Consider the following 16708-nt stretch of genomic DNA (forward strand, 5'->3'; position numbering starts at 1 on the left):
TACGACGTCAAAACCTACAAGCCAAACAAGGACAACTCATGTTCTACGACGTACTCCGTAACGCCGCCCAGGGTAAACTGGGCCGAATGCTCGCCTCCGGCGGCGCGATCGCTTCCCTGACACTGGGGCTCGGTGCGACCGGTCTGGCGACCAGCCAGCTCGCACAAGCCGAAGACTATCCCGACAAGGCCATCGAGTTCATCGTGCCCTGGTCACCCGGCGGTGGCAGCGATGCCCTGATGCGCATCATCTCCAACGCCGCCGACGAGCACATCGGCCAGCCGATGCCGGTGATCAACATGCCCGGCGTCAGCGGTACCATCGGCCTCAAGGAGCTGGCGCAGAAGGATCCCGACGGCTACACCGTCGGCCAGGTCCACGAGGGGCTGATGGCCGCCAACGCCACCGGCCTGACTCAGCTCAACTGGGACGACTTCCAGCCGATCGCCTCGCTGGCCTCCTCGCCCCAGTATCTGGTGGTCAATGCCGACAGCGACTGGGAGACCTTCGAGGATTTCGCCGAATATGCCAAGGAGAATCCCGGTGACATTCGCGTCGGCGCAACGCTCGGCGGCATTCCCCACGTGCATGCGGCGATGATCGAAGACGCCATCGATGCACAGTTCCGATACGTCGGCTTCGAAGGAACCGGCGCTCGCATTCGCGCGCTGGTCGGCGGCCATATCGACGCCTCGATCGGCGATATCTCGTCGAGCCTGGAGTTCGTCAAGAACGGCGACCTACGGTTTCTCGCCATCGGCAGCAAGGAACGTCTCAAGCAGACCCCCGACGTACCGACCTTCAAGGAGCTCGGCTACGACAACCTCAACCTGAGCATCAATCGCGGTATCGTCGCGCCCAAGGAGATCGATCCGGCCAAGGTAGAGACCCTGGCCCAGGGCTTCGAAGCCATGTCCCAGGATCCGAAGTTCGTCGAGCGCGTGAACAAGGCCGGCGCAGAGGTCGAGTTCATGGGGCCGCAGGCCTATGCGGACTACCTCGCCGAGGTCGATGCCACGGTCAAGCGCCTCTCCGGCAAGCTGGCACGATGAGCAAGGATGCCGAGATGGTCTCCCGCCCCGCGCGGGAGACCAGCAGCGAGCACGGCAAGGCGGTCGCCAACGTCATTTTCAATGCCGTCCTGGCCGCGCTGTTCGTCGGGCTGTTCGTGCAGGCCGGCGACCTGCCGTCGTCGATGTGGGAACCGCTGGGTGCCGGCTCGTTCCCGAGGCTGATTCTCGGGGCGCTGGTGATCTTCAATCTGGCGATCGTGGTGCAGTCGATGGCGGCATTGCGCGTCACTGACCGATCCGCGAGCGCCGGTGCAAGACAGTGGTTCCTGCAGCGACGCCTGGCCTTTGCCACGCTGGCGGCGTTTGCCGTCTACGCGCTGCTCATGCCATGGATCGGATTCGCCCTGGCGTCACTGCTGTTCCTGCTCGCCGTGCAGTTCATCCTGGGCGCTCGTCGCGGACGCCGACTGCTGATCGCTGCACTCGTCGCCGTGATCTTCGGCCTGGGTCTCTACATGCTGTTCAGCCACGTGTTCCTGATTTCGCTACCCGCGGGACGCCTGTGGTAGCGCGGAGCGGGTAGCCCGAGACCGGTCGTCCGACTCGAACAAGACCAACGGGACAAGAGAACTTTCCATGCTGATGACCGATGCGCTGCTCAGCAGCGTCGAACAACTGTTTTCGCTGGCGACCCTCGTCAGCATGATGATTGGCGTCATGGCAGGTGTCGTGGCCGCCGCCATTCCCGGTTTCACGATCACCATGGCGATCGTGCTGACGCTACCGGTGACCTTTACCATGTCGCCGCTTCAGGGCGTGGCGACCATGCTCGCCGTGTATGTCGGCGGGGGCTCGGGCGGGTTGATCAGTGCCGCCCTGCTGGGCATTCCGGGCACGCCTTCTGCGGTGGCGACGACGTTCGATGCCTACCCGATGGCGCGCAAGGGCGAACCGGGCCGCGCGCTGGCGCTGGGTATCTGGGCTTCGTTCTTCGGCGCGCTGGTGAGTGCCGTGGTGCTGATCGTCGCCGCGCCACCGCTGGCGATGATCGCCGTCAAACTCGGCCCCTGGGAGTATTTCTCGCTCATCCTGTTCGCTGTCACCGTCGTCGCCAGCCTGGTCGGCAAGTCGGTTCTCAAGGGCTTGATGATGAGCCTGCTGGGGCTGTTCATCGCGACCGTGGGCCAGGATCCGATGATGGGCGTGCCACGCTTTACCTTCGGCATCGACGTGCTGGCGGCCGGCTTTCCGTTCCTGGTGGTACTGATCGGCATCTTTGCGGTGAGCCAGCTGGCCAGCGAGGTGGAGAATCCGTCGGAGCTCCAGCAAGGCAAGGCGCTGGTGAGCGGAAGCATGCAGTTTCGGCCTTTCGCCGTCATGCGCGAGGTTCTGAGCCGCCCTGTAAATCTCTTGCGTTCGTCGCTGCTGGGCGTGGTCATCGGTGCCGTCCCCGGCGCCGGTGGCAGCATCGCCAACCTGATCGCCTACGATCAGGCCAAGCGTGCCTCGAAGACCCCGGAACGCTTCGGTACCGGTATCGCCGATGGCGTGGTCGCCTCCGAGTCGGGCAATTCCGCCACCGCCGGCGGCGGGCTGATCCCGATGATCGCGCTGGGCATTCCCGGTAGCGCGGTCGACGCCGTGCTAATGGCAGCGCTGATGGTACAAGGCGTCAGCGTAGGCCCCAGGCTGATCATGGATAACGCCGATTTGGTCTATGGCATGTTCCTGGCGATGTTCCTGGCCGCCGGCATGGTGCTGGTCTTCTGCCTGATCAGCATGCGCTGGTTCCTGCGAATCACCGAGATTCCCAAGTCGATCATCGTGCCGGTGGTACTTGTCTGCTGTGCGGTGGGTGCGCTGGCGCTGAACAACCGCGTTACCGACCTCTACCTGCTGATCGGCGTCGGCCTGGTGGGCTATCTGCTGGCCAAGCTCGATTACCCGCTGGCGCCGCTGGTGCTCGGCGTCATCCTCGGGCCGATTGCCGAAACCAACCTGCGCCGGGCACTGATGGCCGACGAGGACTGGACGCTGTTCTTCACCCGCCCGATCTCGGCGGGCCTGCTGGTACTCGCGGTTCTGTCGGTGGCGTTCACCGTCCGCCGTCTTCTCCAGCAGCGAGCCGCCGCCCGCGCCTGACGACAGGGAGCGGCATGCCCCACATCGGGCATGCCGCTCACCTGACCATCTTTTCATTCGTCCTCGGCGAGAGGTGTGCTAGCTTGACGGCCGATCATCCGGAGGTCGTATGGTACAGCCTTTCCCCTATCCAGACACGTCTTTCTCCCCTTGCGATACGCCGCTCCCTCATGGGCCCTCGGCCACACGCGGCCGACTCGGTCTGGCGCCAATGGAGGGCGTCATCGATGCCGATACCCGTGCGCTGTTGAGCGAGGACGGAGCCCTGGACTGGTGCGTGACCGAGTTCGTGCGTGTCGTCGACGCGAAACTGCCGCCACGGGTGTTTCTGCGCCATTGCCCCGAGCTGGCGACCGCAGGCGCGTCTGGGCCTGTCACGCCCTCGGCCACGCCCGTCACCCTGCAGTTGCTCGGCTCCGATCCACAGGCACTGGAGGCCAATGCCGAACAGGCGATCGCACAGGGAGCGACGCGGCTAGATCTCAACTTCGGCTGCCCGGCCAAGACCGTCAATCGCCACGACGGCGGTGCGTCGCTGCTGCGTACGCCGGCGCGCGTTCACGCCGCAGTCGCCGCGGTTGCCGAGGTGGGCCGATCTTTCGGGGTTTCGGTCAACGCCAAGCTCCGCCTCGGCTTCGATGACAAGCAGTTGGCCTTGGCCTGTGCGCAAGCGGCCGAAGCCGGTGGGGCCGAAGAACTGGTCGTGCATGCGCGCACGCGACGCGAGGGCTATCGCCCGCCTGCCCACTGGGAATGGATCGCTCGGATCCGGACCGTCGTGAGCGTGCCGGTGGTGGCCAATGGCGATATCTGGTCGCTGGAGGACTACTGGAAGGCGCGCTCGCTCTCGGGTTGCGACGATGTGATGCTGGGTCGCGGCATGCTGGCAGATCCGTGGCTGGCACGGCGTATCCGTCATTGGCAGATCTCGGGCGGCGAACGTCTGCCCGCGACGCCGTGGTCGGCACGTAGCGCCCTGCTGAACCGCTATGCCGAGGCAAAACAAAGCGCGGGCATGCCGGAAAAGGTGATCGTGTCGCTGTTGAAACAGTGGCTGAACATCATGCGGGGGCGAGAGACGGAGGCGGCGATGCGATTCATGGCATTGCGCCGGGAGACAGCACTGGATGCCTTCCTCGCGGGCCTGAACGCCTCCGAGCCGGCACCGACGTCGATCCACGACTCCTCGACAGCGCTCGCCTAGAAAGCGTCCTCACCGGCTCTGGCCGGCCAAACCGTTGGACGGCGGCGCGCCGAGGTCTCATCGGCGCTCGACCGCTATCGGCCAGATATCGCCGATCAGATACCCGACAAACAAAAACCCCCGCGCCCTGTATAAGAACATGAGTGCGGGGGTTTTCGTCTATATGGCGCGCCCGGGAGGATTCGAACCTCCGACCACCTGATTCGTAGTCAGGTACTCTATCCAGCTGAGCTACGGGCGCTTGAAATCTTGTGAAGCAGCAATGCCGGTTTACCCGACTTCAGTGAGTGGCGCGCCCGGGAGGATTCGAACCTCCGACCACCTGATTCGTAGTCAGGTACTCTATCCAGCTGAGCTACGGGCGCTTGATCACTAACTTCCTTCACACGGTGTTGATCGCGGTTTCCGATTTCCCGGAAATGGCGGAGAGGGAGGGATTCGAACCCTCGATAGGGCTATAAACCCTATACTCCCTTAGCAGGGGAGCGCCTTCAGCCACTCGGCCACCTCTCCCCGATCAGCACGGCGCGTAGGTTACCGATTTCGATGAGGGTTGTCCAGCCAACGGACAAACTTTTTTCGAAAAAAACCTTAGAGGATGAAGAAGTTACCAGAAGGCGAGATTAGAAGGCCGATGCCTGCGGGCGAAGAAGGTGTTCAGGGGTAGCCCGAGCCGATAAAGGGGACGACTTCACCAGCCCAGACGGTACCAAAGCGCCTATCCAGCACTCACGCGCCAGGATCGCCGTCTTCGTCTTCGGATTTCTCGCGCTGAATGCGCTGATAGATCTCTTCACGGTGGACGGCCACATCCTTGGGCGCATTCACGCCAATACGCACCTGATTCCCTTTCACTCCCAGAACCGTGACGGTAATGTCGTCGCCGATCATGAGAGTCTCTCCCACGCGACGGGTCAGGATGAGCATTATCTGATCTCCTTCTCAGGGCCTTCTTCCATTCTCGGGTCACGTTCTCGGGCTTCCGCGAGGCAAGCCTGCCACCCGAGAAGCGATTATGCGTCATACGGACCTTCAGGCCAATGACGCCGTTCCATGCAAACCCGCGGCAACGTTGAAAGAACGCATGTTCCTTTCACTTCCTTCCAACTCACCCTTAGCGTAGAACGCCTGAGACATTGTTGAAGGTGTTATTCAGCTATTCGCTCTGAATACTGTCTTTGTCGAGGCCAAAAGCGGTGTGCAACGCACGTACGGCAAGTTCCATCGCCTTCTCGTCGATCACCACGGATATCTTGATCTCGGATGTCGACACCATGCGGATGTTGATATTCTCTTCGGAGAGCACCCGGAACATCCTGGACGCCACGCCGGCGTGAGAACGCATGCCGACACCGACCAAGGAGACCTTAGCGATGTTTTCGTCGCCACGCAGCTCTCCACCGCCGAGCGCCGGGATGACGTCATTCTGCAGAATCCGCATGGTCTGCTTGTAGTCGCCCTTGGCCACGGTGAAGGTGAAATCGGTGTAGTCGCCAGCCGGGGCCACGTTCTGCACGATCATGTCGACTTCGATATTGGCGTCGGCGATCGGCCCCAGGATGCGCGAGGCCACGCCGGGCACGTCCGGGGTATTGAGCAGGGTCAGCTTGGCTTCGTTCGCCGTGAAGGCGATACCGGAGATCAGCGGTTCTTCCATCGATTCGAATTCCTCGTCTGCCACGATCAGCGTGCCCGGTCCTTCCTCGAAACTCGAAAGCACGCGTAACGGTACGTTGTATTTGCCGGCGAACTCCACGGCACGGATCTGCAACACCTTGGAGCCCAGGCTGGCGAGCTCCAGCATCTCCTCGACCGTAATCTTCTCCAGGCGCTGAGCCTTGGAGCAGACGCGGGGGTCCGTGGTGTAGACGCCGTCGACGTCAGTGTAGATCTGGCACTCATCGGCATTCAGGGCCGCGGCCAGGGCGACACCGGTCGTGTCCGAACCGCCGCGCCCCAGCGTGGTGATGTTGCCTTCCTCGTCGACGCCCTGGAAACCCGCGACGACGACGACCTGACCATCGTTCAGATCGTCCTGGATCTCATCGGTCTCGATGCGCTGGATCCGCGCCTTGGTGTGCGCGCTGTCGGTACGGATTCCTACCTGAGCACCGGTATAGGAGGTCGCCGGCACGCCCAGCTGATGCAAGGCCATGGCCAGCAGCGAAATGGTGACCTGCTCCCCGGTCGAGACCAGCATGTCCATCTCTCGAGGCGTCGGATCCTCGTTGATCTGGCTGGCCAGCTCGATGAGCCGGTTGGTCTCGCCGCTCATTGCCGACACCACGACCACGACCTGATGTCCCGCATCGCGGTCCCGCTTGACCTTCTCGGCCACCGCTTTGATCCGCTCGACCGAGCCGACCGATGTGCCTCCAAACTTTTGTACGTATAGCGCCATGAGTCTGCTTATCGCTCCCTAGCGTTGTCGGCCGGCGCTGGCGCCGACCGTGAATGCATTTAGCCCAGCCCCTAGCTCAGTTTCTGCGCGACCCAGGCCGGTACGCCTTCCAGTGCTACCGGCAATTGCGCCGGGTCGCTACCACCGGCCTGCGCCATGTCAGGGCGTCCACCGCCCTTGCCGCCCACCTGCGCAGCGACGTGATTGACCAGCTCGCCGGCCTTGACCTTGGCGGTCAGATCGTCGGTCACGCCGGCAATCAGGCTGACCTTGCCATCCTGAGCCGTCGCCAGCACCAGGACTCCCGAGCCCAGCTTCTGCTTGAGCTGATCGTGCAGGCTCCGCAGCTCCTTGCCCGAGATTCCCTCGACCTGCGTTGCCAGTACCCGAACCCCGGCAACGTCCTGCGCTTCGGCCAGCAGGTCGTTGCCTGCCGCGCTCGCCAGCTTGGCCTTGAGTCGCTCGAGCTCCTTTTCCAGCGAGCGTTGACGCTCGAGCACGGCATCCAGGCGTTCCACGACCTGCTCCGGCTTGGCTTTCAGCCGCTCGCCGACGGCATTGAGCTCCCGCGACTGGGCATCGAACCAGGCCAGGGCGCCCTCGCCGGTGACCGCCTCGATGCGACGCACCCCAGCGGCCGTACCCGACTCCGAGACGATATGGAAAGGCCCGATATCGCCGCTGCGCGCCACATGCGTGCCGCCGCAGAGTTCGATCGAGAAGTCGTCGCTGCCGATCGTCAGCACACGCACGCTATCCAAGTACTTGGCTTCGAACAGCGCTCGGGCCCCCTTGGCCTTGGCCTCGTCGAGCGTCATCAATTCGGTCTGCGTCGGCGCGTTGGCCAGCACCTGAGCATTGACGATACGCTCGATCTGCGCCAGCTGTTCCGGCGTGACCGGTTCGAAATGGCTGAAATCGAAACGCAGACGCTCGGCGCTGACCAGCGAGCCCTTCTGCTGCACGTGGTCGCCGAGCGTCAGACGCAGCGCCTCGTGAAGCAGGTGAGTGGCCGAATGGTTGCGCATGGTCGCCTGACGCAGCGTGGCGTCCACCTGGGGCGTGAGCGTCTCGCCCACGGCCAGACGGCCCTCGACCATGACGCCTTCGTGGAGATGATGCCCGGCCTGCTTGCGGGTATCGGTGACCTGGAAACGGCCGCCACCGGCCTTCAGGTAGCCGGTATCCCCCACCTGGCCGCCGGACTCGCCGTAGAACGGCGTGCGATCCAGCACCACGACGCCCTTCTGGCCTTCCTCGAGCGCGTCGAGGGCATTGCCCTCTCCATCGACGATCGCCGTTACCGTCGACAAATCTTCGAGACGGTCGTAACCGGTAAACTCGGTGCTGCCCTCGAGCTCGAGCGCGGCGCCGTAGTCGCCGCCGAACTGGCTGGCGGCCCGCGCGCGCTGACGCTGCGCCTCCAGCTCGCGCTCGAAGCCGGCCTCGTCGAGCGTGACACCACGCTCGCGGCAGACGTCCGCGGTCAGGTCGTAGGGGAAGCCGTAGGTATCGTAGAGCTTGAAGATCGTCTCGCCCGCCAGGACATCGCCCTCCAGCGTGGAAAGCGCCTCTTCGAGCAGCCCCATGCCATGATCCAGGGTACGCGCGAACTGCTGCTCTTCCTTCAGCAGCACGCGTTCGATCTGATCGCGAGCCTGATGGAGTTCGGGGTAGGCCTCGCCCATCTCGGCGTCCAGCGCCGCCACCAGCTTGTGGAAGAACGGCTCGCTGGCGCCCAGCTTGTGACCATGGCGTATCGCGCGACGGATGATGCGGCGCAGCACGTAGCCGCGCCCTTCGTTGGACGGCAGCACGCCGTCGACGATCAGGAAGGCGCAGGAGCGGATATGGTCGGCGATGACGCGCAGCGAAGGCGTCTTGATATCGCCGTGGCCGGTCAGCTCGGCAGCGGCCTTCAACAGGTTCTGGAACAGATCGATTTCGTAGTTGGAGTGCACGCCCTGCATCACCGCCGCCATGCGCTCCAGGCCCATGCCGGTATCGATCGACGGCTTGGGCAGTGGCGTCATCTTGCCGGAGGCGTCGCGGTCGAACTGCATGAAAACGAGGTTCCACACTTCGATATAGCGATCGCCGTCCTCTTCCGGGCTGCCCGGCGGGCCACCCCAGACTTCGGGGCCATGATCGTAGAAGATTTCCGAGCAGGGTCCGCAAGGGCCGGTGTCGCCCATCTGCCAGAAGTTGTCCTCGTCCAGGCGCGACAGGCGCGCCGGATCGACACCGATGTCTTCGACCCAGATCCTGGCCGCTTCATCGTCGCTGATATGGACGGTGACCCAGAGCTTGTCCTGGGGTAATCCCAGCACCTCGGTGATGAAAGTCCAGGCATAACGGATGGCGTCGGCCTTGAAGTAGTCACCGAAGCTGAAGTTGCCCATCATCTCGAAGAAGGTGTGATGGCGGGCGGTATAGCCGACGTTGTCGAGGTCGTTGTGCTTGCCGCCGGCGCGCACGCAGCGCTGTGCCGACGTGGCACGCACGTAAGGACGCGGATCTCGACCGAGGAACACGTCCTTGAACGGCACCATGCCGGCGTTGGTGAAGAGAAGCGTCGGGTCGTTTTCCGGCACCAGGGAGGCGGAAGGCACGATGGTGTGTCCGCGCTCCTCGAAGAATCTCAGGAAAGCCTGTCTGATATCTGCACTTTTCATAAACAATCCGTGGCGATAGGCGCGTCCACGGCGGCTAGCAGACCACGTGGCGACGCAAAATCCGGCAACGGAAAGGCGCTATCAACACCTCTCCGGCCATCGCAAAGCGCATTAGTATAACGTGGAGGGCCAATAGTCTGTCGAGTGCGACGCCACTGTCGGCGGGATTCGACAGCTCGGTCTCTTCGCTGCCTGTCTTCGAAGAACCAGATGCGTTCCGCCAGGGAAAGCGATATCAGACGTACCAGAGACGGTTCGCCGGTTTGGTGGGAAATCTGGAGACGAAGCATACGGAGATCGTATGAGGAAAAGGTGGTGCGAGGAGGAAAGGTGGTGCGAGGAGAAACGCCGTGGAGAATTCGAAATATCGTGCCGCTTTGAACCAGCGGCACGGAGCGGTGGCGAACCCATAAATAGGAATCGAGAGAGCCGAATTTCAGTAGCCGAAGATCACGCTCCGTCGTTCCAGGCATGCCTCATGGCGTGGCGAACCTGATCGAATTCGAAGCCGCGCCCGGCAAGGAAGCGCTCGCGCTTGGCGCGTTCCCGTGGCGTTGCACCGGGGCCGTCGAAACGCTTGGCCAGTGCCTCGCAAGCCAGGCTCTGCCAATCGGCGGACTCCGCCTCGAAAGCCAGCACCATCAGTGGTTCGGCGATGCCGCGCTGTCCCATGTCGACGCGAATCCTGACAGGCCCCTGCCCCCGCGCGATGCGCGAGCGCACGAAGACTTCGGCAAAACGCGCATCGGACTGAAGACCCTCATCGGCCAAATCATCCAGCACGCGATGGATATCGTCGCCGTCGACGCCTTTGGCGCTCAGCCGGCTCACCAGCTCGGCGCGAGAGTACTCGCGCCGAGCCAGGAACTGGATGGCCATGTCCCGAGGAGACGCCTCTCGGGACCTGGCGCCGCCGGAAGGCTCGCCGCCGCCGTTACCGAACATCGGTAAAGCTCCCGGAAAGCCTTACAGCAACGTATCGTTGGCGTCGTCGCTTTCGGCAGCGGCAGCCTCGGGCGCCTTTTCCTGCGTCGTCGGCGTGGCGAGCAGCTGGGCCCGGATCTGGTCTTCGATCTCGGTCATCGTCTCGGGATGCTCCTCGAGATACTGCGCGGCATTGGCCTTGCCCTGACCGATCTTGCTGCCCTTGTAGCTGTACCAGGCACCTGCCTTGTCCACCAGATTGCACTGAACGCCGAGATCGATGACCTCGCCGGCGTGGTAGATGCCCTTGCCGTACAGGATCTGGAACTCGGACTGCCGGAACGGTGGCGCCACCTTGTTCTTGACCACCTTGACCCGGGTCTCGTTGCCGGTGACCTCGTCGCCCTGCTTGACCGAGCCGATACGACGAATATCGAGGCGCACGCTGGAGTAGAACTTCAGCGCGTTACCACCGGTGGTGGTCTCCGGGCTGCCGAACATGACACCGATCTTCATGCGGATCTGGTTGATGAACACCACCATGCAGTTGGCGTTCTTGATGTTGCCGGTGATCTTGCGCAGCGCCTGCGACATCAGACGCGCCTGCAGACCGACGTGGGAATCGCCCATTTCCCCTTCGATCTCGGCACGCGGCGTCAACGCCGCCACGGAGTCGATGATGATGACGTCGACACCACCCGAGCGCACCAGCATGTCGCAGATTTCCAGCGCCTGCTCGCCCGTGTCGGGCTGCGACACCAGCAGATCGTCGAGATTGACGCCCAGCTTCTCGGCGTAGCTGGGATCGAGCGCGTGCTCGGCATCGATGAAGGCGCAGGTCTTGCCGTCCTTCTGCGCCTGGGCGATGACCGATAGCGTCAGCGTCGTCTTGCCCGAGGATTCCGGACCGAAGATCTCGACGACACGGCCGTAAGGCAGGCCGCCGACACCCAGCGCGATATCCAGCCCCAGAGAGCCCGTCGAGACTACCGGAATCGCGGTACGCGGGGTGTCACCCAAGCGCATCACGGTGCCCTTGCCGAATTGGCGATCGATCTGTGACAGAGCCGCATTGAGTGCCTTGCTGCGGTTTTCGTCCTGTGCCATGAACGTCTCCTATGAATGCGCAGGGTGAGACGGGGCAACGCCAGTCACGGCGCTCGGCTCACATACTGTATGATTAGACAGTAGTATGGCGAAAAAACCGTCGCGCGCCTATCCCCGTTCGAAGTTTTTCGATCAAGTTCTGATACGGCCACGACGCCAGCGTCGTCGCCGATGCGGATCATGTGTCACGGTCACTTTCCGACAGCGATTCTATCAATCCCGCCAATGCCACCGACACGGCCAGCTCACGCACACCCTGACGATCGCCGGGCAAGAGAAGGCAGCGTGCGCGCTGGTATCGTTCATCGCCCCAGGCGAACCAGACCGTGCCCACCGGCTTATCGGGGCTGCCACCCTCCGGACCGGCAATGCCGCTGACCGCGACGCCAAGCTCCGCGCCGCTGTCACGGCAGGCACCAGCGACCATTTCGCGCACGGTCGCCTCGCTGACGGCGCCGTGCGTCTCCAGCGTGACGCTCGCGACCCCCAGCAGGCGCTGCTTGGCGGCATTGGAATAGGTCACGTAACCGGTCTCGAAATAAGCGGAACTACCGGCGATCGCGGTGATGGCGCTGGCGACGCCGCCTCCAGTGCAGGATTCCGCCGTCGTCACCCGAACGCCCCGTGCCAGACAGGCTTCGCCCAGACGCCGGGACAGCTCGTCGCATCCCAGTTGGGCCTCGGAAGGCACCGTGGATTCCAGTGACATGAACGACCTCTCCTTCTTCTAAATCCCGACACGCTTCTGTCAATGACAATGGCTATCCTACCGGCGGCACGATTCCCGAAACTCGCTCTGGGTGATCGTATCTGAATGACAGTGCCTGAATGACCGCAGGAAGCCGACTGCCATTCAGTATGCGGAGAATCGGTGCTCGTGCAATGCAGGGATCGATCCACATCCGGGGCGGCGCGTGCGCAATGAATATCTGCACGGGATGAACATGAATATCCATTTTAGACAATGCTCAAGGATAGCCATCCAGCGCCGATAAAGCGTCATGGAGACGACGCCCCTCTTTTATGGACACCACATGAAATCTGGCATTTCCATCGCTCTGATCATCATCGTGCTACTGGCGCTGGCCGCTGGCGGCGTGCTCGCCAGCGACCTCCGCTGGCCGCTGCCGGCCGATGCGCTGGCACCGTTGGGCCTGTATCTACTGGCACTGGTACTGGCGGGCTGGCTCTGCGTGCAACTGGTGATTCTGGCGAGAGGACTGACACGCCAGCAGCAGGCGCTGATCGAAAGCCAGGATGCGGTGCGCCGCCAGCTGGAAGCGGCCGAACTGTCCCAGTTGATGAGCCAGTTCGTGCAGCATGCCGAAGCGTTGCTGGACAAGGAGGGCCTCGATCCCAACAAGCGCAGCGTCATGCGCTGTCTGGCGGTCGATGCTCTGCGCGGCAACAGCGGCCGGGGCGACGTGAATTACACCCGCCTGGCGCAACTCTTCGAATGGCTGGATGCCGAGGCGCAGCGCCACGAGAATGACGCGCATCGCCTGCAACTGATGCTGCCGACACTCATGCAGTACGCCGAGATCGCCTGGCAGCTGTGCCAGGTCGGCGAGAGCCAGGCGGAGCGGCTGTCGCGCTTCCTGCAACACCAGCCGGCGCCACCCTCCCGCCACGACGCCTGATCGATTCCCTATCATCCGCTGACGCCCCGGTCTACCGACACCCGATCCAACACCCGGGCCACCGATACCCGAAGCGACTGACGACCGATCGCCACGACGAGCGTCCTGGCGATCGGTCGGCTGTGGGTGCCCAGTCAGCGCAGTACCAGTATCAGCGCAGAATGAGCGTTGCCGTCCGCGCGTGGCGCAGCATGGCGGTCGTGGTACTGCCGACCAGCAGGTGGCGAATCCGCGAATGGCCATAGGCGCCCATGATCATCAGGTCGATCTGATGCTGGTCGGCGTATTCGGCGAGCATCTCGTCGACGTCGCCGGCCAGAATCGTGCCCTGGGCATCGACCTCACCCTCGCGAAGCCGATTCAGCGCCCATTCGAGCTGGGCTCGCTGATCGTCGGTACCGGCCCCGACCATGATCACGTGACAGATCAGGCCGTTGAGCAGCGGGCTGTCGGCGATCATCTCGACGCCCTTGCGGGTCGTCCGGCCACCGTCGAAAGCCAGCAGCAGTCTCGAGGGCGGCTGGAATTCCGGAGGCGTCACCAGGATCGGGGTATGCAGCGTGCGTACGACCCGCTCCAGATTGCCGCCCAGATGTTCGAGCGCCTCATCCTCTGACTCGCCGCGCTTGCCCAGCACGACCAGGCGAGTCTGAGGCTCGCGCTCGACCAGGGATTCGATCAGATTGCCGTGACGCAGCGCAGTGGAAACCGTGGTGTTCGGAGCCAGGCGCTCGGCCTGGCCGCGGGCGGCCTCCAGCAATTCGCGACCATGCTGCTGGGCCAGCTTGGCACGCTGCTCGTCGAGATCGGTCAGCTGTTCGCGCAGATGTTCTCGGCTCCCGAGCCCGATCTGCCCGCTGGCATCGGTAGCGCCCAGACACGGCGCCTTGCTCAGCACGTGCATCAGCTCGAGCGGGGCGCCGATCCGTTCGGCGGCCCAGGCAGCCGCGGCGCACACCGCGAAAGCGTGACGCGAATCGTCGATGCAGGCCAGAACCTGACGTTCACTCATGGGATTCTCCTTTCAGCCGTTCTTGGTTGATGATCGAAAGCGGGCCAGACCGGCCCGATAATCGGGCGTCAGTGACCCATGAGCTTCTCTACGGCGTCCGGCTTGTCATGCACCCCGAAACGATCGACCAGAGTGGCACTGGCCTGATTCATGCCCACCACTTCGACCTCGGTGCCTTCGCGGCGGAACTTGATCACCACGTTGTCCAACGCCTCGACCGCCGTGATATCCCAGAAGTGCGCTCGGGAAACGTCGATCGTGGCTCGCTCGATCGCCTCCTTGAAATCGAAGCCGGCCGTGAAACGGGTCGATGACGCGAAGAACACCTGCCCCACGACCTCATAGTTGCGCGTCTTGCCATCGTCGTCCATGCGACTCCCGATGTAGAGAATCTGTCCCACCTTGTTGGCGAAGAACAGCGACGCCAGCAGCACGCCGACCAGCACGCCGATCGCCAGGTTGTGGGTGGTGACGACGACGGCGACGGTGGCGATCATGACGATGTTCGTCGACATCGGGTGGCGGCGCAGGTTGCGGATCGACTCCCAGCTGAACGTCCCGATCGAGACCATGATCATGACGGCGACCAGGGCGGCCATCGGAATCTGCGAGACCCAGTCGCCCAGGAAGACGACCAGAATCAGCAGAAAGACACCGGCCACCAGCGTGGAAAGACGCGTGCGTCCACCGGATTTCACGTTGATCACCGACTGGCCGATCATCGCGCAGCCCGCCATGCCGCCGAGCAGACCGGAGAAGATGTTGGCGACGCCCTGCCCCTTGCACTCGCGGTTCTTGTCGCTCGAGGTATCGGTCAGTTCATCGACGATCGTTGCGGTCATCATCGACTCGAGCAGGCCGACGACGGCGATGCCCAGCGAATACGGCAGGATGATCATCAGCGTGTCGAGATTGAGCGGCACGTCCGGCCACAGGAACACCGGCAGGGAGTCCGGCAGCTCGCCCATGTCACCCACGGTACGGATATCCATGCCGCTGACCATGTAGACGATCGTCAGTACCACGATGCACACCAGCGGCGACGGCAACATCCTGCCGATGACCGGCAGATACGGAAACAGATAGATGATGCCGAGCCCGGCCGCCGTCATCGCGTAGACATGCCAGGTCACGCCGGTCAGTTCCGGCAGCTGCGCCATGAAGATCAGGATGGCCAGGGCGTTGACGAAGCCGGTGACCACCGAGCGCGACACGAAGCGCATCAGCTCGCCCAGCCTGAGATAGCCGCACACGATCTGGATCACCCCCGTCAGCAGCGTTGCCGCCAGCAGGTACTCCAGACCGTGATCGCGCACCAGGGTCACCATCAACAGCGCCGTGGCGCCGGTGGCGGCAGAGATCATCCCCGGCCGACCGCCGGTGAAAGCGATCATCACGGCAATCGAGAACGACGCATAGAGGCCGATCTTGGGATCGACGCCGGCGATGATCGAGAAGGCGATCGCCTCGGGGATCAGCGCCATCGCGACGACGGTGCCGGCCAGCACGTCGGCACGGACGTTGGAAAACCAGTGTTGTTTTATCGTTTCTAACATGGGCAGTTCCCTGTCATGGGCCGCGATAGACCGTTGCCGATCGCGCCGATCCGCCCTTAGCCAAAGCGGAATGGCCACCTGTATCACCCGGTCGTCGGCGGGATCGATACAGCGTGCAGTCGAACGACGGCCACGCAGTCGCGGCAAGAGTTTGATTTGAATGGGTCGAACAAGAGCATGCCGTCGTGCCGATACAGAGGTATCGGAGACAGCGAAGCGCGCGCAAGAGGCACGCCGGGGTGGGGGCGTTACGCTAGGGTGGCGTCATGCCAGCGATGGTGTTGTCGATGCGGTCTTGCATGGGAGCGACCTGTCGAGCGCGTCGTTGAATGATCTAAAACTTTAGGGAAACACTGCATAAATGCCTACGCAGGCGAATCGCTGCGTTGCGCGGTGCTCGGAATCCTCACCTATACCCCATAGGCTCCGGTTCCTGCGCTCCGTGCGCCTTGCGCTTCATCCTGCTCGCCGATTTATTCAGCCTATCCTGAGCGCGCAGGAGTCTACCACCAACGTCGAAAGGTTCCCAGACGGCATTCCCGGGAACGACTATCGGCAGGCCCCTGACGGTATCGGCGTATCAGCGATCATGCGCTTCCAGAAAGCGCTGCATCGCTTCGACGGTGGCGTCGCTGCAGTGGTGCTCGATCCCTTCGGAATCGGCTTCGGCCACATGGGGCGGTACACCGAGCGCCAGCAGGGTCGATAGCACCAGCTGGTGGCGCGCCTCGACCTTCTCGGCCAGTTCGCTGCCCTTCTCGGTCAGAAAGACGCCGCGATACGGGCGCGCCTCGGCCAGACCGTCACGCTTGAGCCTCGCGATCACCTTGGAGACCGCAGCGGCACTGACGCCGAACCGTTCGGCCAGATCGCTGGCCCTGGCCTCGCCGTGGTCGCGGTGCAGCTGCGCGATTTCCTCCACGTAATCTTCCACCAGCTCCTGCTGGTGATCGAGACGCGTGCGCTCGAAGCGGGCATAACGTGGGCGTGGCGTTGCTGGCATGGTGTTCTCATCGACGGGCAGAAATGATGGG

14 protein-coding genes and 3 tRNA genes are annotated in these 16708 nt (G+C 63.2%); 5 read left to right on the forward strand and 12 right to left on the reverse strand.

Translation table 11 applies throughout. The annotated features are described in order from the left end of the window. The first annotated feature begins 38 nt into the window (after positions 1 to 38). The 4 genes from CCD76_RS03465 (at position 39) to CCD76_RS03480 (ending at position 4359) form a co-directional block, all read left to right on the forward strand. On the forward strand, positions 39 to 1052 hold the full coding sequence (locus CCD76_RS03465; RefSeq protein ID WP_218776951.1) for a Bug family tripartite tricarboxylate transporter substrate binding protein: 1014 nt from the start codon (positions 39 to 41) through the stop codon (positions 1050 to 1052). Continuing rightward, positions 1049 to 1582, forward strand: coding sequence for a tripartite tricarboxylate transporter TctB family protein (locus CCD76_RS03470; RefSeq protein WP_087718165.1), 534 nt, complete (start codon positions 1049 to 1051; stop codon positions 1580 to 1582). The genes CCD76_RS03465 and CCD76_RS03470 overlap by 4 nt, the downstream gene beginning before the upstream one ends. Before the next feature lie 67 nt (positions 1583 to 1649). Continuing rightward, on the forward strand, positions 1650 to 3155 hold the full coding sequence (locus CCD76_RS03475) for a tripartite tricarboxylate transporter permease (protein WP_256961077.1): 1506 nt from the start codon (positions 1650 to 1652) through the stop codon (positions 3153 to 3155). A 211-nt stretch (positions 3156 to 3366) separates the two neighbouring features. Beyond that, positions 3367 to 4359, forward strand: coding sequence for a tRNA dihydrouridine synthase (locus tag CCD76_RS03480; RefSeq protein ID WP_087718166.1), 993 nt, complete (start codon positions 3367 to 3369; stop codon positions 4357 to 4359). Positions 4360 to 4523: 164 nt separating this feature from the next. Here CCD76_RS03480 and CCD76_RS03485 read toward each other — a convergent pair. The 9 genes from CCD76_RS03485 to CCD76_RS03525 all read right to left on the reverse strand — a co-directional run bounded on the left by CCD76_RS03485 (position 4524) and on the right by CCD76_RS03525 (position 12175). Continuing rightward, positions 4524 to 4600: transfer RNA gene (locus CCD76_RS03485), tRNA-Arg, on the reverse strand. Positions 4601 to 4647: 47 nt separating this feature from the next. After that, positions 4648 to 4724, reverse strand: a tRNA-Arg gene (locus CCD76_RS03490). Positions 4725 to 4779: 55 nt separating this feature from the next. Further along, a tRNA-Ser gene (locus tag CCD76_RS03495) sits at positions 4780 to 4872 on the reverse strand. A gap of 216 nt (positions 4873 to 5088) precedes the next feature. Next, on the reverse strand, positions 5089 to 5286 hold the full coding sequence (csrA, locus tag CCD76_RS03500; protein ID WP_075570877.1) for a carbon storage regulator CsrA: 198 nt from the start codon (positions 5284 to 5286) through the stop codon (positions 5089 to 5091). A 229-nt stretch (positions 5287 to 5515) separates the two neighbouring features. After that, positions 5516 to 6760 carry an aspartate kinase gene (locus tag CCD76_RS03505; protein WP_071230654.1) on the reverse strand — a complete coding sequence of 415 codons (1245 nt, stop codon included), beginning with the start codon at positions 6758 to 6760 and terminating at the stop codon, positions 5516 to 5518. 71 nt (positions 6761 to 6831) lie between these two features. Further along, entirely contained in the window at positions 6832 to 9435 is a 2604-nt protein-coding gene (gene alaS / locus CCD76_RS03510) for an alanine--tRNA ligase (protein ID WP_087718167.1), read from the reverse strand. Positions 9436 to 9885: 450 nt separating this feature from the next. Next, positions 9886 to 10380 carry a regulatory protein RecX gene (locus CCD76_RS03515; protein ID WP_087718168.1) on the reverse strand — a complete coding sequence of 165 codons (495 nt, stop codon included), beginning with the start codon at positions 10378 to 10380 and terminating at the stop codon, positions 9886 to 9888. 21 nt (positions 10381 to 10401) lie between these two features. Continuing rightward, positions 10402 to 11466, reverse strand: coding sequence for a recombinase RecA (recA, locus tag CCD76_RS03520; RefSeq protein ID WP_087718169.1), 1065 nt, complete (start codon positions 11464 to 11466; stop codon positions 10402 to 10404). Between the two features lie 178 nt (positions 11467 to 11644). Beyond that, entirely contained in the window at positions 11645 to 12175 is a 531-nt protein-coding gene (locus CCD76_RS03525) for a CinA family protein (protein ID WP_087718170.1), read from the reverse strand. 325 nt (positions 12176 to 12500) lie between these two features. On the opposite strand from CCD76_RS03525, the gene CCD76_RS03530 reads away from it, so the two are divergent. Then, positions 12501 to 13106 (forward strand): hypothetical protein, encoded by a 606-nt coding sequence (locus tag CCD76_RS03530; RefSeq protein ID WP_087718171.1) that lies wholly within the window; start codon positions 12501 to 12503, stop codon positions 13104 to 13106. Positions 13107 to 13257: 151 nt separating this feature from the next. Here the strand turns inward: CCD76_RS03530 and CCD76_RS03535 are convergent, their stop codons facing one another. The 3 genes from CCD76_RS03535 to mntR form a co-directional block, all read right to left on the reverse strand. Beyond that, positions 13258 to 14118: a universal stress protein gene (locus CCD76_RS03535; protein ID WP_087718172.1), complete on the reverse strand. Its 861-nt coding sequence runs from the start codon at positions 14116 to 14118 to the stop codon at positions 13258 to 13260. Between the two features lie 68 nt (positions 14119 to 14186). Next, entirely contained in the window at positions 14187 to 15674 is a 1488-nt protein-coding gene (locus CCD76_RS03540; RefSeq protein ID WP_087718173.1) for a SulP family inorganic anion transporter, read from the reverse strand. Positions 15675 to 16254: 580 nt separating this feature from the next. After that, entirely contained in the window at positions 16255 to 16677 is a 423-nt protein-coding gene (gene mntR, locus CCD76_RS03545; protein WP_087718174.1) for a manganese-binding transcriptional regulator MntR, read from the reverse strand. Positions 16678 to 16708 lie beyond the last annotated feature (31 nt).

The organism is Salinicola salarius (assembly GCF_002179555.1).
Taxonomy (GTDB): Bacteria; Pseudomonadota; Gammaproteobacteria; order Pseudomonadales; family Halomonadaceae; genus Salinicola; species Salinicola salarius_A.

Excerpts from the sequence above, each read along its gene's own strand:
- CCD76_RS03465 (WP_218776951.1), top strand. The coding sequence starts at position 39 with ATGTTCTACGACGTACTCCGTAACGCCGCCCAGGGTAAACTGGGCCGA.
- CCD76_RS03470 (WP_087718165.1), top strand. The coding sequence starts at position 1,049 with ATGAGCAAGGATGCCGAGATGGTCTCCCGCCCCGCGCGGGAGACCAGC.
- CCD76_RS03475 (WP_256961077.1), top strand. The coding sequence starts at position 1,650 with ATGCTGATGACCGATGCGCTGCTCAGCAGCGTCGAACAACTGTTTTCG.
- CCD76_RS03480 (WP_087718166.1), top strand. The coding sequence starts at position 3,367 with ATGGAGGGCGTCATCGATGCCGATACCCGTGCGCTGTTGAGCGAGGAC.
- csrA (WP_075570877.1), bottom strand. The coding sequence starts at position 5,286 with ATGCTCATCCTGACCCGTCGCGTGGGAGAGACTCTCATGATCGGCGAC.
- CCD76_RS03505 (WP_071230654.1), bottom strand. The coding sequence starts at position 6,760 with ATGGCGCTATACGTACAAAAGTTTGGAGGCACATCGGTCGGCTCGGTC.
- alaS (WP_087718167.1), bottom strand. The coding sequence starts at position 9,435 with ATGAAAAGTGCAGATATCAGACAGGCTTTCCTGAGATTCTTCGAGGAG.
- CCD76_RS03515 (WP_087718168.1), bottom strand. The coding sequence starts at position 10,380 with ATGTTCGGTAACGGCGGCGGCGAGCCTTCCGGCGGCGCCAGGTCCCGA.
- recA (WP_087718169.1), bottom strand. The coding sequence starts at position 11,466 with ATGGCACAGGACGAAAACCGCAGCAAGGCACTCAATGCGGCTCTGTCA.
- CCD76_RS03525 (WP_087718170.1), bottom strand. The coding sequence starts at position 12,175 with ATGTCACTGGAATCCACGGTGCCTTCCGAGGCCCAACTGGGATGCGAC.
- CCD76_RS03530 (WP_087718171.1), top strand. The coding sequence starts at position 12,501 with ATGAAATCTGGCATTTCCATCGCTCTGATCATCATCGTGCTACTGGCG.
- CCD76_RS03535 (WP_087718172.1), bottom strand. The coding sequence starts at position 14,118 with ATGAGTGAACGTCAGGTTCTGGCCTGCATCGACGATTCGCGTCACGCT.
- CCD76_RS03540 (WP_087718173.1), bottom strand. The coding sequence starts at position 15,674 with ATGTTAGAAACGATAAAACAACACTGGTTTTCCAACGTCCGTGCCGAC.
- mntR (WP_087718174.1), bottom strand. The coding sequence starts at position 16,677 with ATGCCAGCAACGCCACGCCCACGTTATGCCCGCTTCGAGCGCACGCGT.